The organism is Luteolibacter sp. LG18 (assembly GCF_036322585.1).
Classification (GTDB): domain Bacteria; phylum Verrucomicrobiota; class Verrucomicrobiia; order Verrucomicrobiales; family Akkermansiaceae; genus Luteolibacter.
In genome coordinates this window covers 3,545,200-3,565,600 of the sequence record NZ_AP024600.1, presented here as the reverse complement: position 1 = coordinate 3,565,600, position 20,401 = coordinate 3,545,200, and the positions used below count along the sequence as shown (strand labels likewise).

Here is a 20,401-nt window from a genome sequence, read left to right as displayed (position 1 = left end):
AAGCATTCCTAACACATTCCGGCATGCTCACGCAACCTTGTCATTCTATAACGAGATGAGGCGTGAGCCTAAACTTTTCCGGCCCTGCTGCCTAGTGATGGAATGAAAGTGCAGCTTTCGCAGCCTCAACCACCGTGGCAGGAATCACGCCGCCTTTCGCTTCTCAAATGCTTTCAAATTCTTGAGAACGTCCGCTTCCAAAATCGTGGGCGTCAACTCGTAGGAGGTCCCAAAGGAGTCCATCAGCACAGCCGCACCCTCAGTGGTATTCTGTCGAGGAACTGAATGTCGCGACTCATTGAATGGGATGGAAGAGCAGCTTTCGCCGTCTCAACCATCATGGCAGCATCATGCCGCCTTCTCTTCCTCAAACGTCCTGAGGTTCTTGAGAACGTCGGAAACCTCAATCTGCGGGGTGAGCTGGTAGGAATCCCAAAAGGAAGCCATCAACACAGCGCGCGCCTTTTCAAGGTCGCCTACACGCACACGCACGCCGTCATGGATGGAGACCGCCGGGATGCCTGCCGCTTCAACGGTCTTCCAGATCAATTTGCTTTCCAATCGCTGGAGGTGACGAGGAAGAGCCTTCGGGTTACGAGCCGTCTCGTCCTTCGCGTTCTTCACTTTGCCAATGCGGCGAATCTCGGCCATCAGCTCCGGGAACTGGATGGCAAACCATGCTTCAATCGCCGGGGCATACGGATTAAACCCTTCCTTGGACCCAAAGAGCCAAGGAATGAAATGGTTGTTCTTGAATTCGTTGCGATCCATCGTGCCGCAAATGGTATCCCTCGCAGCGGCGTAAACGTCTCCGTGCTCTACCAAGGATTGGAACTTGGCCTTTTCGAGAGTCTGGCGGGGGTAGAGCGTGACGAGCAAAAGAGGCTGGCAGCATTTCACGTCTAGCTCCTCAGTGCGCTCCCCGTGGATTCTGAGCGCGTGGCGCAGCTCCTTTGGCAACGCATTGGCCATGGTGTAGAGCCTGCCCGTTTTGGACACGCTGAAGCGGTTGTCGAACGTCTGGATGTAGTGCTCGAAAATCTGGCGTTCGTCTTCTCCCCACGTGCTTGTGTCCCAATAGTTGCCCTTTCTCTTGGTCCTTCGGAACACCTTCTTGGCCTTGACCGAACGCATGGCGTAGGAGCGGTCCAAAAGCCCAAGGGCTTCTTCGGTGTCGATGCTCAAGTATGGAAGAGAAGACAGACTTCCCGCGATGATCGGCCAGTCTTCAAAGACTCCTTGGAGCTTCCAAGTTTCGCCCGCCCAAGCCGCCGTCAACGTGTGGTAGTAGCACTTCGACCCAATAGTGTAGCTGTAATCGCAAGTGACCGCACCCATGCCCACCAGAAGTTCACGCACTTCCTTCCAGATTTTGCCATCCTTGGCAAAGGGGCGGGTGTATTGGCTCGCAATTGGCGCGTCCCTGTTGACCCTGCTTCTGTCGTAATATTTCAAATAACAGGCTCCCAATAGGAACACGGCGGCACGGTAGCCGGGCTTACTTTCGATAAGTGGTTTTCCTCTAAAGGGGATATTCTGAATTCCCCCAATCCTATTTTCCGGAATAAAAAACTTACGCTCCTCTGTCCCTATAGCCTTGAAGTATTGTCTTTTTGTGGTTTTTGGCACCCCAAGAGTATGAGTGTCATTTCTATTCCCTTTTTTCTTTTTCTCCTTCTTTTCTTCCTTCTTCATCCTTTATATATTCTTCTTTCCTTAAAAAAACCTTGGGAAGACATCCATTTGAGAAAACGGCACAGTTCCACCTAGCCATTCTCTTAGTTCTCCCCTTAGTTACAGCCCTCCAGTTTCCTTTTTATGAGCCAATGCGGCCTAGGAAACCTACCAACGGGGACAAGAATAGAGATATTTCTGAGATTGTCAAGGTTATTTTTCGAAAATCGAACTATCCGATACGCTATTTTAACATGCTAGATGCGGCGGGAGATATTAAAAACGAGGCTTCGGGCGCTTAATTTCAGCGATTTGCGGGAATTTGAATTATTCTCAAACTCGTCTCCCGCGATTTTAAATTGCCCGAACCTGCGTTAAACTCAAACCCGCCGCCGTGTCCTTCAAAGTCGGCCGCGAATACTTTTGTTTTGTATTAAAATACAATTCGGAATCCACGTTTTCGCCCCGCTTTCCTAGAATAACAAAAAATAAGTATTATTTACTATTCCGCTCCCTGTCGGCTCACGCATTTCCTCTATAGCCGACCCCGCCAACAGGTAAAAGCGCTCCCCGCCGCCCATTTTCTGTAACTCACTAGTATAGAGTGGTCGGCATTTTCCGATCTTCCGCCCGCCAAATACTTTTGTTTTGTATTTCAAAGCTAAACGGGCCGGGCGGGACAAATGGACCATTTGGAATCCCGCGCCCATGAACACGTCAGCCCCTTGTCTGGCTTGGCGGATAGAGCCGGAAGCGCGGCAATTCTTCTTTATGTTTCCTTTTGCGCCATGTCTTCCACGCGCTGCGGATGGCGAACCCAAGGAAAACCCAGATGGCCGCCCGCTTGATCTCGTGCTTGAATAGGAACGGAGGGACGGACCATGGCAGCAGTTCGGGCGGCGGTTCGGTTTCGCTACGATTCACTCTCCAAGTGTCCCACATGCCGCCGTCCAATACTTCCTTAAAGCTCTCCTTGGCCTGAACTTCCTTGACCGGAGTGAGCGCAATAGCCCGTTTCAAAAGCCTTCTAATGCTGGGGTCATCGAAATTGTAGGAAATGAAATGATATTTTTTGCCATCCCGAACAATTGGAACTCTCGCAGATCGAAACTGATTTGCCCGGCTGATAGAAACTATCTCAAAAGGGGCGATCCACCGCAATGCAGTGGCTTCGGCACGGGAATCCGGTGCATGAACCCCCTCCTGAACGCGAATTCCCGTGCCAGCCTGACCGCCTAATCAGAGTCAACGCCAGCGGACGGAACGTCCAAAGCCTCGACGAAATACGACTCTTCGATAACAAATTGGAGGGTAAGACAGCCGCCGGTCCGGTTCGCTCTCAGCCCCCCGTGACAGTATTCGCAATTTTGCGCGTCTTCATCGTCCCACGCCTTTTCGAGGAGTTCGCGGGCGATACGGCGCATTTCTTCCGGAACGGGAACACCTCCCGCTTGGAGAGGTCGCGTTCGAACATTCCAGCCTGCCGCGGTTGCTGCCAGCGCCACCTTTGAAAAATCAAACTGTGCCATTGTCGTTTCAATGGCTTTCTTGCGGATTTCAGCAGGATCGTTTGACATAATTTATTTACCTTCCTTTCCAAATTGGGTTTCCAGTGGCTCTCTCCTTTTTTCGGTCGCTAGGCCCTGACCATTGCCGGAGCCTTCGACGAAGAAAGGGCCCCAGCGGCGAAAAACCGCCGGGAGCCGGGGAACACTTCTTCAATCCACTTTCACCTCGATCTGCTTCGGCTTCGAGTTCTCATTCTTCTGGACCCGAATCTGAAGCACGCCATCGGCGAACTTCGCTTCGATTCCGGATGAGGCCGCATCAGGCGGAAGGCCAAAGCTCCGGACGAAACTGCCATAGCCTCGCTCGATGCGGTGGTATTTCGCGTTTCCGTCCTCCTTTGAGAACTTGCGTTCTCCGGAGATGGTGAGCACACCGTTTTCAACGGTTACTTTCACGTCTTCCCTCTGGATCTGGGGTAAGTCCACCGCAAGCCGGTAGGAGTCGTCATCTTCACTGATATCGACCAGTGGCGTCCATCCCGAGTGGCCGGATTCTTGGGAAACGTCACGGCTGACGGGATGGAATGCGCGAAGGATGCGGTTCTGGAAGTCCTCCAATTCGCGCAGTGGGCTCCAAGCACTCAATGCATGTTTCATAGGTTTTCCTTTCAGAACGGCGGATGGTTTTGTTGGCCCAGCGAACCATCCATCCGCCGTATCTGGATGTCGCTTGGGGGCGTTCCGCCAAAGCTTCCTTGAGCCAGCGGTTCCATTCGTGCCCAAGCATTTTTCATTCCCGAATCCGTTCGCGCTTAAGGCATTGATTTTCAATTGCTGGCTCAATTCTGCAGAACGGAGGCCGCGTCAATTTTTCCCACTTGCAGTCCATTTCGCGCGTCATTCTTTCCAAGCACCAAGCTTCCGCAACCGCTCTCCTCGAATCCCTTTTTGCTTCGGTGAACAATTCGCCCGATGGGGATTCGAAGCTTGTCACTTGTCCCCTGATATATGTCCATCTGTCATTCTGGATGACACTGGGAATCGCAACCTGCTACGCCGATCATGGGATGTGGCAAGAGGCATGGAACACTTTGGAGCTGATCCCTGCCGACCAACAGGGGCAGCCTCGCGTTCTTCGCCTCCGGTTGCGTTGTTGCGCCGAACTGGACGGGTGGGCCGTTGGTTTGGTCTTTGCCACGATTCTGCAAAGTGGCGGCCCCAAAGATCGCCGCGCTGCCGCAATGTTTTTCAAATCTCTGGCTCAACGGGAGGTGCGCCTAAACAGGCTTCCCCAAGCCCGATCAGCTATCAGGATGGCTATCAAAGCATGGTCCGAGATCAGGCTACCGATTTTGGCCGATTCGAGCCTCTGTGTAGTTGCCGCCGCCGCATTGCCCTAGACCGTTGAGTAAATGGCGGCGGGCACCCATTGATGCCCGCCGCTTTCCTGTGCTCAGTGAGCCTATTCCAGCGTAGGCTCATTGGGAGATTGTCCGGGGTATCCCGCTGCGCCTTTTGGCAACCATAGCTCGGCGCAACGGGATCATGAGCAAGCGCAAGGAACTATGAGCAGCGAGCGTTCCAAGCCACTTTCGTTGGTAGATCAAGGGTTGGCCAACGTCGCGCAGTGCAGGAATCCCCTCTAACGATGCGCTTTACCCGATCTATCTGCCAAAAAACTGGCAACCTCGTCTGGGAGCAATTACCGACAGGATGAATGTAATTTTTTGTTTTATTCCGCGCTTAGCGCGGGTGGATGAGCTGGTTTCCGCTGGTTCTGCCTGCCCGTGTCACGGCGCGGGACCTATGGAGGTCGGGGAAATTGCCTTGAGCCGCCTTGGTTCCTGCTGTTGGATGAATCTGCTTCGCCCCTCCGGGCAAGCGTGGGCTTCGTAACCCATCCACACAGAGCGGTAAGCGTTGATTACCGCAAAACGACGCACCCTAACCAATGGTTTGGGGGCGCTGCCGCGTATGCAAGAGGTGCCTTCGCAAGGAGGGACTAAAGGTTGCAGCGGCCGACTCTGTGCGGCTTACGAAGCCCCCGAACCACCGGAAGGACAAGTTCCCCTTCCGCATGCCTCGCAGCAGTCCAACGGTTGTCGTTTCCGTCCCACATTGGCGGCACCGTGTGCGCATTTCTCGTTCGGAAGGGTTCGTGATTTTCCCATCAACTCCAAAGAACCATGAAATACCTGATCGCGGCTTTCGCCTTCTCCACGCTCCCGCTCTTCGCCCAAAATCCTTTTGGAACCGGAACGCCGGGAACGTCCATTGGTGCCGACTTCGAAGCCCTTTTGAAGCAGCGTCAGAAGGCCCGCCAAGAGGCCCTTGCACCCATCGAAAAGAAGTTCACCGAGAACGCCAACCAACTCTTGGGAAAGGCGATCCAGAGTGGCGACATGGCCACCGCCGAGAGGATCAAAAGGGAACTGTTGGCGGTGACGTCCCAAGCCAAGATCGAGGAAATCCGGAAAACCCTGCTGTTCTACTCTTGGGTGGCGAACCGAGACTTGATTCTCAACTTTGAAGAGGATGGAAACGCGGCAGCATCCATCTATTCCGCCACCTTTGAAGTTCAGCCAAACGGCACGGTGGCCATGTCTTGGAAATCCGGCGAACACACCACGTTGACGCCGACACCGGACTTCTCGGCTCTCGTGGAAAAAGGCGGCGGAAACAATACCTTCGTGAGGATTCCGAAGCGCGCAAAGCCAGCCACGCCACTGGGAAAGTAAACTAAACTATGGAAAACCTGTGCAGACTGAAAATCTTATTGAGTGTTAGACTGAATCGATATTCTGTGAATTGTTGGCGTGGTGCTGAAACGGACAGAGATTCGCAATTAGGACGAGGTCTCCTTGATTTTTTTCGAATCTCGAAGAGGTGGCTTTGTTTGAAATAATTTATCCAGAATAAAAGTCATCGTTCCTCCAAAAATCAATTCGCAGAGGGCGATTCCATGTTTGATAGTTTCAGGGCTTTCTGCTATTTGCATTATGTGAGCCAATATTAGGCACATCGTAAGAGAAGTTAGGATAACTGGGATTGCTATCGTGGAAATAGCTGCACTTTGGGAAACTCGGGTGGAATTATTCGGCTTTTGCCAAAACGATTTGAATGCGCTTACTGCGGCGACTCCCGTAAGAGGCATAAGGAGCGCTACAATATCAGAAATCGCAGCAAATCCTTTCTGCGACCAGAGCAAACCCCAAAGGAATAGAATTACAATTCCCGAAAAATGTCCAATCAGGAATACCCATCCTACAATAATTCTTAGTTTGGACAATTTCATTGCTCTTCGTTTCCATGATTCGCGAAGAAAGGAGAGATGGAGGAATATTTTACCTTTCCGCCACTGGCTTCTGCAATACATTTCGTTAAAATACCTGAAGCCCTAACACACTCCTCTTCGTTAATATCATCTTTAAACCATTTGTCGGCGGGAAATTGATTTCCACCAAAAGGAGGATCAGCCCACTTTCCATCTACATAAGAAATGGTGATGGCATGTGATCCGGATGGTGTCGATTCTGTTTTCCCTACCACGAAGCTGTAGTCAATCAAATATAAAGCTTTGGATTTAGAGCCGCTAATTGATGAAGCTTGTCCTTGTAATGTTATTTTCCCGGAAAACTTATTTATTTTAATGGCTCTTATTTGTGGCTGAAATACATCGGAGGCATGAGTTTTTTGGAATTTCTCGAGGCCTTTTGCTAAACACGCTTTAATTTTTTCTTGAGATACTTTATCTTCCTCACAGATGAGATTGCTTTTGATTTCTGCGATATCCTCACAATCTGCTCCCGCGTCACCGTGAATCATATCCACCACTTCGAAAAAACCGCTTTTTCTGAGCAACACTATTTTCATCCATGGATCGCAATCAATAGCGTGAACATGAAACATTCGCCATTGGTTAGTTTCTAGGTTGGGGCCACTTGCCCAGCCCTTTTTATCGTCTTTGCTTTCGATTCTTTCGATTTTCAGTTCCGGATCAGATTTGATTAATTTTTCAGCATTTTTCAAATTTTGCTTGCTAACATAACATCCGAGCTGCCCCATATAAATAGGGCCGTCCACTTTGGTAGGATGCATTAGCTGGATATCAGTGAATGGCACTGAGTATCGAAATATCTGTTGATCCTCAGAATGGCCTTTGCTTCTGAGTTTGCCTTCGAAATCAATTTGGCTGAGCCATGTTATTTCCGTTTGGCCGCGGTCGTTTTTGCCTAACTGTTTAATGGAAGCTCCGCGAGCCACGATAGCTGAAGCCGAGTCACGAATAATAAAGTTCATTTTCCCTTCGGAGTCATTCGTCCCCTCAAATGAACATATTTCCCCTTTTGCGAACGCCAGCGGTTTGATTACGCCATTGATTTTTTTGCCAGACCACGTTAAATCATATATTTGTTCATCGTAGCCCGGCCCAACAATCTCCGGCCCTTTGTAGATTTGATGTTGCTGCGCAAATGCGCTTGATAGCCCATACAATAGGTAGAAGGCGAAAATGGCAGATGAAGATAATTTTTTCATGTCGACATTAATAATACATGTCGTCGATATGATTACTCCAATTGCGGCTCAAAAGTCAAGTTCGGGTTAGATGGAAAAACAAAGATAGATTTAGAGGTGAAAAAATAAAGCCCCGCCGTCCATCTGAAAGCGGGGCTTTTGTTTACGAGTTCAATTGCCAATTAGGGCTTGATCTTGGCCAGTTCCAAGAACTTGTCCAAAGTCAGAGTGAGCAGAACCTGCGGCCCCGTTTGGGTGACGTGCACAGAATCCTCATTTTTGCCGGGAACGCCTCCGAATTGGAGGTCTAGCGCCTTGATGGCAGCGGGAATCTCGCTGGTAAGCTCGCCAGTGATTTCATTCCGCAGGATGGCAACCTTGAAGCCCTTCTTGTGCAGGGCGAGGTAGAAGTCCTTCTCGTTCACCTCGCCGCCCTTGGCTGGCGCTTTAGGAGCCTTCTTTGCCCCCACAGGAGCGGCACCGACCCGTCCGGCATCTCGTTCGCCTGTTGAAGGATCAACACCGGCCTTGGTCAAATACTTGCCGCTGATGAAGATTGGAGATTCACCGGCCCGGCGATAGCGCGGCGTGTCTTCTTCCGTCCACTTGGCCTTGCTGGCTTCCAAATCGGCATTAGCCGCTTCCTCCGTGGCTTCCAGACCGTTCTTCTTACGAAGTTCCAAGACCTTGGGAAGATTCCCGCTGCTAATTTTGCTCATGATGGGCACGAACTAACAGCGGGAATTCCTACGAGCAACTAATTAAGCTGCCTCGCGGTATTCGATTTCCTCAAAGCCCTTCTTGCGACGGGAATTCTTCTCCTGCCAATATCGGTAAAGGATGTCCGAGATTTGATCCATTTTCTTGGGGTCGTTGGCCAAGGCTTGGACTTCACTCAGAGCAAAATACTTCGTGGCAGACTGCACCGGTTTGCCGAGCCATTTGATGACCTTCTTTGCAACCAGAAGGCTCATTTGCTCAGGCTGGCACCCAAGGAGCCATGCGGCTTGCTCGGCGGTCAGGCGCGCAGGGAGACGGAGGAGGGACAGGAATTCGATTGCTTTGTGGCTCATGGAGGGAACTTTATTGTTCTATTTTTTGTGTAACTTTTCCCGATTCACCTTTTTATTTCACTGTGAAATAGTGGCTTCTTGGGGAAAGCGGCGACGAGTATAATGGCCCTTCTAGACTTATTTCAAGTGGTTTAAAAAGATAAAAGGAAAAAGTTTTGGAAATTAGTCTTCAGAATTAGCGACTTATGAAGATTCAAGCGCAAATAGCAGCCGCCATGAAAATAAAGTTTCGAGATTGTGACATCAAGACAACGCAAAGCCGATCCCCAAAATAAAAAGCGGCCCCCATATGGAGGCCGCCGATTTAATTATTTTTATGATTTTCTATTTTAATTATTCTTCGGGGATCGCGGAGCAGAAGATTTCCGCCTTTTTAGCGTATGCGAGGTGAACAGCCTCCGAACGATGGCCAAGGGCCGCACTGGCTTCCCGAATGGAGAAGCCCGCCTCTGCCAGCCTTTCAGCCATGGAGTAACGAAAACTGTGCAAACTGGTTCCTTCGACGTTCACGCCTTTGGTTCGACAACGACGTCGGAACTCGGCTGCTCGCGCCGAACTGGTGAGCTTTTGGAGCTTGGGAAACAAAAAGCCCTGTTGGGGAAGCGAATCCAATAGCTTCTCAACGCCGCCGTTCCATTTCAGCCTGCACACGCAGGCGGTCTTCTGACGAGTGTAGACCAGCGTGCGGGCCTCTCGGTCGAAATTCTCAACGCGGAGGTTCGCACAATCTACCTGTGATGCGCCGGTGGCCCACAGCATCGAGTAGAAGGCTCTCTTTTCGGCATCAGGTTCGTTCTCGATCACCCGAAGGTATTCTTCCCGTTTGATGGCCCGCTTTTCCTTCAATTTGATCACCCGCAGGCTTTTGGATGCCAAAATGGGAGTAGTCAGCCATCCTTGCTCAATCGAGAAACTTTGGAGCTTGCGGAGGTATTTAATTACCGAAGGCTTTCCGCATTTGACGATCAGCCGAAAGTGTTCCGGGTAGGTCTGGCAGATGGTCATGGAACGGAGGGAATTGAAATCCTTTCCAGTGTAGGCTTGCCGGTGACGGAGACGGGTGGATTCTGTCTTTCCTGCCACCTTGGAGCATTCCTCCATGGCCTCGGCCCATGTGATCTTGCTGACCGCTCGGCCTGCCTTTTCTTGGTAGATTTCCACCATTCGTTCAGCGAACCTCCGGTCCCCATCCTCTTTGTTGAGGGCATTGATTAATTCAATGGCTTCGTTTTTGTTCCGCGTCTTGAGAGACTGGCGCTGCAAGGTGACCTTGTTGTGGCTGTAGAACGTGCCGTTGGTGCGGCGGATCAAGGTGTAGTTGCCGGAGACGACGAGCGGGGCTGTCTTATTTGGTTTCATCGGTTCTAATGGTTCACGTTTCCGCGCAGAACCGTTAGAGAGCCTTGACCGCCTCATGGCGGGGTAATGGTGATTCAGGAAGCCCCGGAAGAATCGCTGCTCAAAGATGCCGTGAGCCTCGCTTTGCCTTGCTAGCCCCTGTCATCGCGGGGCAATGACAGGTTCAAGCAGTGCAGTTGAGACAGTGACAATTTTTTGATCAATGCTCATACCGTCCCGCATTCATGGAAACATTTAGTGCTCATTTTCAATGACTTGAGCATTTTGTGATTCCGTGCCGGAGGGACGACGCAGCCTCCGCTCTTGGAGCGGAGAGGCATGAACCGCGATTGGTTCCAATCGAGCGGAAAAATCGACGGGCATTTCGTTTCGATGCCCGTCTAACATGCACCATGCCTTCCACCTTCTCGGCTTTGTATGTGCATGTGATCTTTTCCACGAAGGATCGCCTGCCTCTCATTCAATCCCGTTGGAGGGAACGCCTTCACTCCCATCTTGGCGCTGTTCTGAAGGAGCGGGAGGTGATTCCGATCGCCATCGGTGGTGTGGCCGATCATGTCCACATTCTGATGAGATTGAAAGCGGTCCATGCTCCTGCGGTGGTGGTGCGTGAGCTGAAAGCGGTTTCCTCGAAGTGGATCCGGAAGGAACGATTCGAGCCATTGTTCGGCTGGCAGGAAGGTTATGGTGCGTTTTCCGTGAGTCCGACGAATGTGGATGCGGTGAGGGCCTACATCGCCAATCAGGAGGATCACCACCGCAAGCGCACCGCGGAAGAAGAGTTCCGTGATTTCCTGAAGAAGATCGGTGCTGATCCAGAGCCATGAGAGCACAGGCAGCGTCGTCCCTCCGGGACTTGATCCGCCGACGAACGCAATTCCGGTGGCTCGCGCCACCGGCTACGTTACGTCGCCCCTGGCGGGGCTTGAAAAAATCACCTTCCCATCCAACCGCCATCCACCACCAGCACCTCGCCGGTGACGTAGTTGGACGCCGCGCTGGCGAGGAACACCACCGGGCCCTTGAAATCCGCGGGCTCGCCCCAGCGCGCGGCCGGGATGCGGGCGAGGATCTGCTGCTGGCGGACGGCATCGTTCCGCAACGCCTCGGTGTTGTCGGTGGCGATGTAGCCTGGCGCGATCGCATTCACGTTCACGCCCTTCGACGCCCACTCGTTCGCGAGCGCCTTGGTCAACTGGCCGATGCCACCCTTCGACGCCGCATAACCCGGCACCGTGATGCCACCCTGGAACGTGAGCAGCGACGCGGTGAAAATGATCTTCCCGGAACCACGCTCGATCATCTTCGCGCCGATGTCGCGGCTGAGCAGGAACTGCGCGTTGAGGTTCACGTCGATCACCTCGAACCACAACTCATCCGGATGTTCCGCGGCGGGCGCGCGCTTGATGGTGCCCGCGTTGTTCACCAGGATGTCCGGCGTCCCCTGCTCCGCCAGCACCTTCGCGGCGAAGGCCTTCACGGCCTCCCGATCCGAGAAATCGCACTGGTACGCGGTGAACTTCCGGCCGAGCGCGGTGACAGCCTTTTCAATGTCACTGCCAGGTTCGAGCGTGGCGCTCACACCGATGATGTCGGCACCCGCTTCGGCGAGCGCTTCCGCCATGGCGAAGCCGATGCCGCGCTTGCAGCCGGTGACCAGCGCCGTCTTGCCGCTGAGATCGAAGGAGGAAAGGACGCTCATCGCAGGTCGGAGATGTTGATCTTGTCCATGTCGGTGAAGGCCTGGTTCTCACCGCCCATGGCCCACACGAAACGGTAGGCGGAGGTGCCCACGCCGCTGTGGATCGACCACGCGGGGGACAGGATCGCCTGCTTGTCATGCACCCACAGCGGGCGCGTCTCGGTCGGCTCGCCCATCATGTGGAGCACGGCGTGGCCGACGGGCACATCGAAGTAGCAATACACCTCGCTGCGGCGGAGGTGGGTGTGGGAAGGCATCGTGTTCCAGATGCTGCCCGGCTTGAACTCGGTGTAGCCGAGCACGAGCTGGCAGCTCTTGATGCCGTTCTCGTGGATGTACTGGCAGATGGTGCGCTCGTTGCACTCCTCCTTGGTGCCGAGCTCCACGCGGGTGGCGTCGGCCGGGGTCGCCTTGGTGGTCGGGTAGGCGGCGTGGGCCGGATAGCTGATGAGGTAGAACTCGGCGGCCTTCGCGGCATCGGCGCTGGCGAAGACGACCTCCTGGCTGCCGCGGCCGATGTAGAGGCAGTCGCACTTTTCAAGGTCGTAGGCCGTGCCATCGACGGTCACGGTGCCCTTGCCACCGAAGTTCAGGATGCCGATCTCGCGGCGTTCGCAGAAGTACTGCGCGCGCAGTTCATCGCCCGCGTCCAGCTTCAACGGAGCCGCGCCCGGCACGGCGGAGCCCACGATCGCGCGGTCGAGGTCGGTGTAGACGAGGGTGATCTCCCCCGGCTGGAAGAGCTCCTCGAGGAGGAAGGAATCGCGGAGTCCTTCGGTGTCGAGCATCGAGGTTTCGTTCGGCGAGGGCGCGTGGATGACTTTCATGTCTTGGGAAATCGGGAGGTCCGGTGGCTCCGGCGAGGCAGAGTGTCACCCGCGGCGGAAAGGGAACAATCCGCGCGAGGTTACCGTGGAAACCCAATCCATTCGGAAAGGGGATTCATCCGAATGAATAGCCCGATTGAGACAGAATTAACAGAATTTCCAGAATTCACGGAAAGAGGCAACACCCCAACCTCCCCCGCTGTCCCCTTCTGTTAATTTTGCAAATTCTGTCAATTCTGTCCGACTTGGCCCGAAGCCTCTCAATGGTTCGACGCCAGCAGCAGCGCGCCGCGGATACCGGCTTCCTGCTCCAGCGCGGGCGGCACCACCAGATCGGTGAAATCCCCCTCGCCAAAATAGCCCGCGGTGATCTTCTCCAGGCACGCGGCAATCTTCGCGTGGAGTCCGGCCGACTGCGAGACACCGCCGCCAACAATCACCTTCGAGGGCGAAACGATCGCCAGCAGCGCGAGAATGCCGTGCGCGAGATACCACGCCTCCATGTCCCACGCCGGATGATCGGCGGGCAGATCGGCCGCGGCCTTTCCCCAGCGCGCCGCGATGGCGGGGCCGCTGGCGAGCCCTTCGAGGCAATCACCATGGAACGGACACAGGCCCGCGAACGAATCGCCCGGCGCGCGGGCGACCTTGAAATGACCGAACTCCGGATGCACCGCTCCATGGACAAGCCTGCCGCCGGAAAGAATCCCCGCGCCAATGCCGGTGCCGATGGTGATGTAAGCCGCGTCCGTGGCCCCCTGCGCCGCGCCGAGTGCGACCTCGCCCCACAGCGCCGCGTTCACATCGGTATCGAGCGTGAGCGGCACACCGGGAAAGGCCGCCGCCAGCGCGCCAGTGATCGAGAAGCCCTGCCAGCCATCCTTTGGAGTGGCGAGCAGCGAGCCGAAGTCCGGAGCCGCGGGATTGACCCGCACCGGCCCGAAGGCTCCCACGCCGATGCCCGCGGGCGTGCCGCGTTCACGGAGCCAAGCGGTGGCGGTGGCGAAAGTCTCCTCCGGCCGGGTGGTGGGGAAACGGTGCTCCTCGTGGATCGTCCCATCGGAAAGACCCCACGCGACCACCGTCTTGGTGCCGCCCAGTTCGATCCCCGCCACCGGCAATGCTTTCGACTCGCTCATCGGAATGAAAGCCGGAGCATGATCAGACCTCCGCGGCGGCGGCAAGCGCCTCCTTGGTGAGCCTGGTAATCTCGCTCCAGTTTCCAGCGGCCACGAGGGCCTTGTCGACGAACCACGAACCACCGATCGCGGCCACCACCGGCACCTTCAGGTAGCTGGCGAGGTTGGCGGAGGTAATGCCGCCCGTCGGGATGAACTTCACGCCGGTGTGGCCGTAGGGACCGGCCAGCGCCTTGAGCATCGGCACGCCGCCCGCCGTTTCCGCCGGGAAGAACTTCAGCAGCTTGCAGCCTTCGGAAAGCGCGCGCTCGACGTCGCTCGGCGTCATCACCCCCGCCGAGAACTGGAGGCCCACCTCGCGGGCCACCTCGATGGTTTTCGGGTTGAGGCCCGGCGCGAGGCCGAACTGGGCGCCCGCGTCCTTCGCCCGCTTCACCTGGTCGGCATCGAGCAGCGTGCCCGCGCCCACCAGGATTTCCGGGAAACGGTTCGCGATGCGGCGGATGCTTTCCTCCGCGGCGGCGGTGCGGAACGTGATCTCCATGATGTCCAGCCCGCCCGCAAGCAGGGCTTCGGCGAGGGGTTCGGCGGAGGCGGCGTCATCGAGCACGATGACGGGGACGATGCGCTTGGCGAGAATGCGGTCGATCATGACGGTGATGGTGGTGGAGCGTGCACGATTCCCGCACACGGTCCTACTGAACAAAAAGACAGGGTTATCAAAACCCGATCATCGCCTTGAGCACGCCGGTCTCCGGCTTCGTCCAGGATTCAAACAGCCCCGGCACCTCCTCCACCGCGGCGCGGTGCGTGATCCACGGGCGGGTGTCGATCCGGCCGCTTTCGATCAGCCCGATAATGCGGCCGAAGTCCGCCGGGTTCGCATTGCGGCTGGCGAGCAGCGTCAGCTCGCGGCGGTGGAAATTCGGATCATCGAAGGTCACCTCGCCCACGAACAGGCCGATGAACACCAGCCTGCCGCCGTGCGCCGGATACTCGAACGACTTCATCATCGAGGCCGCGTTGCCGGTGGCATCGAACACCACGTCCGGCAGGTCACCGTTCGTGATCTCCAGCAGGCGCTCCAGCACGTCCTCGGTCTTGCCATTGATCGCGTGCTGCACGCCGAGCTGCTTCTGACAGAACTCCAGGCGAGCTTCATTGATATCGAGCACGATCGTTTTCGCACCCGCCTCCACGGCGAACTGCATCGCCGCCAGACCGATCGGGCCGGCGCCGATGACCAGCGCGAACTCGTCCTTTTTCAAGCCCGAGCGTTCCACCGCGTGCGCGCCGATGCCGAGCGTCTCCACCAGCGCGAGCTGGTCGTAGCTGAGCTGTGCGGACGGATGCAGCTTCCGCGCGGGAAGGATGAAGCGCTCGCGCATGCCACCGTCCTTGTGGACACCGATCACCTCGATGCGCGTGCAGCAGTTCCCCTTCCCTTTCCGGCAGGCCACGCAGGTGCCGCAGTTCATGTAGGGCTCCACCGAGCAACGGTCGCCCGCTTTCACGTTCGCCACGCCCTCGCCCACCGCCAGCACCTCCACGCCGAGCTCGTGGCCGAGCACGCGCGGATAGCTGAAAAACGGCTGCTTGCCACGGAAGGCGTGGATGTCGGTGCCGCACACGCCCACGCGGTGGACGCGGACAAGGGCTTCACCCGCGCCGGGCGCGGATGGTTCGGCGGAGGTATCGAGGGCGATCTGGCCCGGTTCGCGGAGTACAAGGGTCTTCATGAGAGGATCGAGGAAAGGAGTTCAGGTTCGCGGCCGAAGCGCTCGCGGTAGTCGGCCAGCGTCGGCAGCAGGCGCACCGCCACCTTCGCTTCATGGTTCAGCGCGATCGCCGACAGGCGGTGTTCGAAGAACGGATTGCGGAAACGGTCCAGCGTCGCCCGCGCGAAGCCCGCGGGGTCCTCGCAGCGGCCTTCCAGCACCGGCACGATTTCCTCGGACAGGAGCCGCTCCAGCCAGGGTCCGACCTCGGGGTGCTCCACCGCCTCGCGCACCGTTTCGATGCCCAGCGGCAACGCGCGGCACACCAACGCGCTGTGCGCTCCATTCAGGATCCGCACCTTCCGCAGGTAGTAGGAGGAGATGTCATTTGTAGCCGTGATCGCCGGATGCTCGAAGCCACAACCGCGCGGATCCTCGATCGCCCAGAACGCGAACGGTTCCGCCGCCAGTAGCAACGGGTCCTCGCCAAGCAAGGGATGCTCCGGCGGCGGACCCGGCACGATGCGGTCCACCAGGTTGTTCAGCCACCGGCACTCGTCCGTGATCCAGTTCAGCGCGGCTTCCTCCACCGACCATCGCGCCGCCTGCTGCTTCACCAGCTCCAGCAAGCGTCCACCGTTGTTCTCGATCAGCTCGCACGGCAGCACGATCACGCCCGCCTGCCCGGCCTCGTAGCGCGCCAGCAGCACCGCCAGCAGCTTCGCCGGAAACGACACCGGTGCATCGTCGCCGCGCACCGCATCCGCGTCGTTGAGCGTGAAACCCGCCTCGGTGGTGTTCGAAAGAATCCACTTCAAGTCCGGCGCCGCGGCAAAGGCCAGCACCTCGTCCCACTGCGTGCCCGCGTGGAGGGCACGTGAGATGGAATCGACCACCACCGTTTCATCGACGACCTCACCATCCTGCACGCCGCGCACCGCCACGTGGTAGCACCCGCCCGCGCGATTGATCGCCTCGGCGCGTTCGATGCCGGTGGACTGTACGACGACGACCCTGCCCGGCGGGTTCGCGCCGCGGTTCGCTTCCGCGATGAACAGGTCGGCGAAGGCGCGCAGGAAATTCCCCGCGCCGAATTGAAGGATGGTTTCAGGAAGTGACATGCGAAAGGAGTTGAGGCTTTAGCCGAGGAGGGTCTTCAGAGGGAGGCGGAGGCTAGCGAGCAACGGAAGAGCAATTGAACCGCAGATGGACACGGATGAAGAGAGCATGGATCGGAAGCACCCGGCAGCGACCCCAAAGGAGGAACTACATACGAAGAGCGCCTCTATTCATTCGTGTCCATTCGCGTTCATTCGCGGTTTGAAATGCTCACAACGTCACACCCTGTTTCCAGATCGTGATCTCGCGGAAGCCGTTCACCTCGTTCCGCGCCTGGCGTCGGCCACTGGCCACATCGAGGATCACCTTCATTAGCTCACCGGTGACTTCATCCGGATCCGCGCCCGGATCGAGGAGCTGGCCCGCGTCGAAATCGATCCACCCCGGCTTGCGCTCCGCCAGCGCGTGGTTCGACGCGATCTTCAGCGTCGGCACCGGTACGCCGAGTGGCGTACCTCGGCCCGTCGTGAACAACACGCAGTGCGCGCCCGACGCCGACAGCGCCGTGGCCGACACCCCGTCGTTGCCCGGAGCCTGCACCAGGCACAACCCGCCCAGCCCCTGCCGCGCCTGCTCGCCGTAGCCGACGACCTGCTTCACCGGCGCGCGACCGCCCTTCTGGATGCAGCCCAGCGACTTCTCCTCCAGCGTGGTGATGCCGCCGTCCTTGTTGCCGGGCGACGGGTTCTCGTAGATCGGCTCATCGTGGCGGCGGAAGTAGTCCTTGAACTCGTTCACCATCGCCATCGCCTGGTCGAAGGTTTCGCCGGTGTCGCAGCGCGAGAACAACGGTGCCTCCGCGCCGAACATCTCCGGCACCTCGGTGAGCACCGCCGTGCCGCCCCAGCCGGTGAGCCGGTCGGCGATGCGGCCCACCAGCGGGTTCGCGGTGATGCCGCTGAAGCCATCGCTGCCGCCGCACTTCATCGCCAGCACCAGCTCGGAGGCCGGGATCGGCTCGCGCTTCGCCTTTGAAACGATCGCCGCCAGCTCGCGCACCGCGTCCACCCCGGCCTCGACCTCATCGAGCACCTCCTGGGCGTTGAACCAACGGATGCGCTCGGGATCGAGCGTGCCGACCTCGCCGAGGAAGCTCTTCAGCGTGTTGTTCTCGCAGCCCAGCCCGAGGATCAACACCGCCGCGGCGTTCGGATGGCGCACCAGGCCCGATAAAATCTTCCGCGTGAACCCGAGGTCGTCGCCAAGCTGCGAGCAGCCGTAGGGATGGGTGAAGGCATGGATGCCATCGATCGCGCCGCCCGGCACCACCAGTTCGCGGGCCGCGGCCTCGGCGATGCGCTGGCTCGGCACGTTCACGCACGCCACCGTGTTGATGATCCAGATCTCGTTGCGCGTCGCCGCACGGCCATCGGGACGGCGGTAACCCATGAACACCGGCACCTCGCCGACCTTCGCGGAGGGCGCGGAAACCCCGGGCTTCCACTCCAGCGCGGTGTCCTCGCCGAGCCCGGTCTTCAGGTTCTGCGAATGGACATGGCCGCCCGCCTTCACCGGCGCGGTCACGATGCCGATGGGAAAGCCATACTTGATCACGCGCTCACCCGTAGCGAGATCGCGCAGCGCGGCCTTGTGCCCGGCGGGGATCTCCTCAAGCACCAGCGTGCCCTCCACCGTCCCCGCGGGAATGGCCTCCGGCGCGACGGCCACGTTGTCATCGGGATGGACCTGGACCAGACGTTTCATCGTCGACAGCGATTCAAGCTCGGGCGGCCAGCGCCAGCGGACGCAACACCTCGGCCGGATCACGGTGCTGCGGCAGGCCGCGGGTAAAGGTGAAGTTCCGGATCGGCTCCAGAATCTCCATCACCTCCGCGAGAAGCTGTTCGTCGATCGGCTCCTCCACGTAGGCGATGTTGTCCCGGATGTTCGCGGGATTCGCGGTACCCACCAGCGTCGTCGCGATGTCTGGATTCACGCAGCAGAATTGCACCGCCAGTTTCACGATGTCCACGCCCTTCGCGTTGCAGTGATCCACCGCCTTGCGACAGCCCGCCTGGATCTCCGGCGAGGACGGATGCCACGAAGGCGCGCCACGGCGGGTCAGCAGCCCCATGCCCGTCGGCGAGGCATTGATCACCCCCACCCCCTTCTCCTTGAAGTAGGGCAGCAGTTCGCCCAGCGAGGTGTCGTTCAACTCGTAGTGGCAGAAGGAAAGGATCGTCTCCACCGTACCCGCCGGCACCCGGTCCAGGATCGAGCGGAAAATTCCCAGCGGCAGCCCGGTGATGCCCACGTGGCGGACCAAGCCCTGTTCTTTCAAGGACAACAACGTCGGCAAGGTTTCCTCCACGATCTGGTCGTGATCGGCGAACTCGATGTCATGGCACTGGATCAGGTCCAGATAATCCACCCCCAACCGCATCAGGCTGTGCTCCACGCTGCGCTCGGTGCTGGCCTTGGAGAAATCGTAATCTCCCCGTGCCTCGCTATAGCTGCCGATTTTCGTCGCCAGCAGATAACTCTCCCGTGGCACCCCCTCCAGCGCCCGGCCCAGCCGCAGCTCCGCCAGCGTCTGGCCGTAGGACGGGGACACGTCGATGAAATTGATTCCTCCCGCGAGCGCCGCATGGACAGTTGCGATGCAATCTTCCACACTGACCTCACGAAAGACGGAGCCCAAGGAAGATGCTCCGAATCCCAAGACCGACACGTCCAATCCCGTGTTGCCCAATTTGCGATATTCCATGGCGCTTTAAGACTTTCAAAAACCCGGGCATTTCCGCCCACTCGTCAGAAGAGACCTCACGAACATACCCAAATAAGCCCAACAAACCATGGCCCTTTCTGACGAATGAATGACGATTTTTGACCTTTTAAAACCCTTCGCATGCCTACCCCGATGAGCCAACCTGAAACTCCTTCCTTCGTTTCCAGCCAGGTCACGGAAGCCCGCCGCTTCTACCTGGACCTCAATCCCCACCCGGACACCCCGCTGGCGGTGGTCTGCGGCGGGTGGGAGCAGTGCGCTCCGGATTTCGTGATCCAGCGCGAGGATTTCCCTTACTACTGCCTGGAATTCGTCGTCGGTGGCTACGGCGAGGTCGTGACCGGCGGGAACAAGCACGAGCTGCGCCGCGGCATCGCCTTCACCTACGGCCCGGGCTGCCCCCACCTCATCACCACCGAGAAAAAGCGCCCGCTTTCGAAGTACTTCCTCGATTTCAGCGGCCACGGCGCGCTCGCCCTGTTGGAAAGCTGCGGCATCGCCCCCGGCACCATCCTCGAGGCCGGGGATCCGAACCGCATCGAGTCCGCCCTGGCCCGCCTGCTCGAGGCCGGCGCCACCCCGAGCACGAACCAGACCCGCATCGCCGCCCTCCAGCTCGAGTGCCTGCTGCTGGAATTGACCGACCACCGCATCGCCGCGCCCGGCCAGACCCAGTCCTACCAGACCTTCCTGCGCTGCCGCGAATACATCGACGAGCACTACTTCACGCTCAATACCGCCGAGGAAGTCGCCACCGCCTGCCACGTGGACCCGGCCTATCTGGCCCGCCTCTTCGCCCGCCACGCCCGCGAATCCCCCTACCGCTACCTCCTCCACCGGAAGATGACCCACGCCGCCGACCTGCTGGACAACGGCAAGCGCATCGTCCGCGAGGTCGCCAGCGACCTCGGCATGGACCCCTTCCACTTCTCCCGCGTCTTCAAGCGCACGCTCGGCGTCAGCCCCTCCGACTTCGCCAACCGCCGCGAGGTGAAGACGAAGTGATCCCCGCCACGAAAAACGGCCGCGTTGTCTCCAA

At 57.8% G+C, this 20,401-nt stretch carries 20 protein-coding genes; 3 read left to right on the top strand and 17 right to left on the bottom strand.

Annotated elements, in window-relative coordinates; translation table 11 throughout:
* Positions 1 to 348: 348 nt before the first annotated feature.
* The 4 genes from llg_RS14260 to llg_RS14245 all read right to left on the bottom strand — a co-directional run bounded on the left by llg_RS14260 (position 349) and on the right by llg_RS14245 (position 3,839).
* A complete protein-coding gene (locus llg_RS14260) occupies positions 349 to 1,695 on the bottom strand; it encodes a hypothetical protein (protein WP_338285349.1) in 1,347 nt (448 codons plus the stop codon).
* 696 nt (positions 1,696 to 2,391) lie between these two features.
* Positions 2,392 to 2,835 (bottom strand): hypothetical protein, encoded by a 444-nt coding sequence (locus llg_RS14255; protein ID WP_338285348.1) that lies wholly within the window; start codon positions 2,833 to 2,835, stop codon positions 2,392 to 2,394.
* A gap of 74 nt (positions 2,836 to 2,909) precedes the next feature.
* On the bottom strand, positions 2,910 to 3,251 hold the full coding sequence (locus tag llg_RS14250; RefSeq protein WP_338285347.1) for a hypothetical protein: 342 nt from the start codon (positions 3,249 to 3,251) through the stop codon (positions 2,910 to 2,912).
* Between the two features lie 141 nt (positions 3,252 to 3,392).
* Complete coding sequence (locus llg_RS14245) at positions 3,393 to 3,839, bottom strand: Hsp20/alpha crystallin family protein (RefSeq protein WP_338285346.1); 447 nt, start codon at positions 3,837 to 3,839, stop codon at positions 3,393 to 3,395.
* A 1,529-nt stretch (positions 3,840 to 5,368) separates the two neighbouring features.
* On the opposite strand from llg_RS14245, the gene llg_RS14240 reads away from it, so the two are divergent.
* On the top strand, positions 5,369 to 5,920 hold the full coding sequence (locus tag llg_RS14240; protein ID WP_338285345.1) for a hypothetical protein: 552 nt from the start codon (positions 5,369 to 5,371) through the stop codon (positions 5,918 to 5,920).
* A 107-nt stretch (positions 5,921 to 6,027) separates the two neighbouring features.
* Here the strand turns inward: llg_RS14240 and llg_RS14235 are convergent, their stop codons facing one another.
* From llg_RS14235 to llg_RS14215, 5 genes are all read right to left on the bottom strand, one after another.
* Positions 6,028 to 6,477 (bottom strand): hypothetical protein, encoded by a 450-nt coding sequence (locus llg_RS14235; RefSeq protein WP_338285344.1) that lies wholly within the window; start codon positions 6,475 to 6,477, stop codon positions 6,028 to 6,030.
* Positions 6,474 to 7,718 carry a hypothetical protein gene (locus llg_RS14230; RefSeq protein WP_338285343.1) on the bottom strand — a complete coding sequence of 415 codons (1,245 nt, stop codon included), beginning with the start codon at positions 7,716 to 7,718 and terminating at the stop codon, positions 6,474 to 6,476. Before llg_RS14230 ends, llg_RS14235 begins: the two co-directional genes overlap by 4 nt.
* Before the next feature lie 161 nt (positions 7,719 to 7,879).
* Positions 7,880 to 8,416: a hypothetical protein gene (locus llg_RS14225; protein ID WP_338285342.1), complete on the bottom strand. Its 537-nt coding sequence runs from the start codon at positions 8,414 to 8,416 to the stop codon at positions 7,880 to 7,882.
* Positions 8,417 to 8,458: 42 nt separating this feature from the next.
* On the bottom strand, positions 8,459 to 8,770 hold the full coding sequence (locus llg_RS14220; RefSeq protein WP_338285341.1) for a hypothetical protein: 312 nt from the start codon (positions 8,768 to 8,770) through the stop codon (positions 8,459 to 8,461).
* Positions 8,771 to 9,103: 333 nt separating this feature from the next.
* The gene (locus tag llg_RS14215) at positions 9,104 to 10,129 is read right to left on the bottom strand and encodes a tyrosine-type recombinase/integrase (RefSeq protein ID WP_338285340.1); all 1,026 of its coding nucleotides are present in this window, start codon (positions 10,127 to 10,129) and stop codon (positions 9,104 to 9,106) included.
* A 392-nt stretch (positions 10,130 to 10,521) separates the two neighbouring features.
* On the opposite strand from llg_RS14215, the gene tnpA reads away from it, so the two are divergent.
* Positions 10,522 to 10,956, top strand: coding sequence for an IS200/IS605 family transposase (gene tnpA / locus llg_RS14210; RefSeq protein WP_338285339.1), 435 nt, complete (start codon positions 10,522 to 10,524; stop codon positions 10,954 to 10,956).
* A gap of 107 nt (positions 10,957 to 11,063) precedes the next feature.
* Here tnpA and llg_RS14205 read toward each other — a convergent pair whose 3' ends face one another.
* The 8 genes from llg_RS14205 to llg_RS14170 form a co-directional block, all read right to left on the bottom strand.
* Positions 11,064 to 11,831: an SDR family oxidoreductase gene (locus tag llg_RS14205; RefSeq protein ID WP_338285338.1), complete on the bottom strand. Its 768-nt coding sequence runs from the start codon at positions 11,829 to 11,831 to the stop codon at positions 11,064 to 11,066.
* Positions 11,828 to 12,658, bottom strand: a complete 831-nt coding sequence (gene kduI, locus llg_RS14200; RefSeq protein ID WP_338285337.1) for a 5-dehydro-4-deoxy-D-glucuronate isomerase — start codon at positions 12,656 to 12,658, stop codon at positions 11,828 to 11,830. Before kduI ends, llg_RS14205 begins: the two co-directional genes overlap by 4 nt.
* A gap of 260 nt (positions 12,659 to 12,918) precedes the next feature.
* Positions 12,919 to 13,797, bottom strand: a complete 879-nt coding sequence (locus tag llg_RS14195) for an ROK family protein (RefSeq protein WP_338285336.1) — start codon at positions 13,795 to 13,797, stop codon at positions 12,919 to 12,921.
* 22 nt (positions 13,798 to 13,819) lie between these two features.
* Positions 13,820 to 14,449, bottom strand: a complete 630-nt coding sequence (gene eda, locus llg_RS14190; protein WP_338285335.1) for a bifunctional 4-hydroxy-2-oxoglutarate aldolase/2-dehydro-3-deoxy-phosphogluconate aldolase — start codon at positions 14,447 to 14,449, stop codon at positions 13,820 to 13,822.
* Between the two features lie 67 nt (positions 14,450 to 14,516).
* Positions 14,517 to 15,536, bottom strand: a complete 1,020-nt coding sequence (locus llg_RS14185; protein WP_338285334.1) for a zinc-binding alcohol dehydrogenase family protein — start codon at positions 15,534 to 15,536, stop codon at positions 14,517 to 14,519.
* Positions 15,533 to 16,636 carry a tagaturonate reductase gene (locus llg_RS14180; RefSeq protein ID WP_338285333.1) on the bottom strand — a complete coding sequence of 368 codons (1,104 nt, stop codon included), beginning with the start codon at positions 16,634 to 16,636 and terminating at the stop codon, positions 15,533 to 15,535. Before llg_RS14180 ends, llg_RS14185 begins: the two co-directional genes overlap by 4 nt.
* 208 nt (positions 16,637 to 16,844) lie before the next feature.
* Positions 16,845 to 18,338: an altronate dehydratase family protein gene (locus llg_RS14175; protein ID WP_338285332.1), complete on the bottom strand. Its 1,494-nt coding sequence runs from the start codon at positions 18,336 to 18,338 to the stop codon at positions 16,845 to 16,847.
* A 13-nt stretch (positions 18,339 to 18,351) separates the two neighbouring features.
* Positions 18,352 to 19,341, bottom strand: a complete 990-nt coding sequence (locus llg_RS14170; protein WP_338285331.1) for an aldo/keto reductase — start codon at positions 19,339 to 19,341, stop codon at positions 18,352 to 18,354.
* 153 nt (positions 19,342 to 19,494) lie between these two features.
* Between llg_RS14170 and llg_RS14165 the strand changes: the two genes are divergently transcribed.
* On the top strand, positions 19,495 to 20,367 hold the full coding sequence (locus llg_RS14165; protein ID WP_338285330.1) for an AraC family transcriptional regulator: 873 nt from the start codon (positions 19,495 to 19,497) through the stop codon (positions 20,365 to 20,367).
* Positions 20,368 to 20,401: the final 34 nt, after the last annotated feature.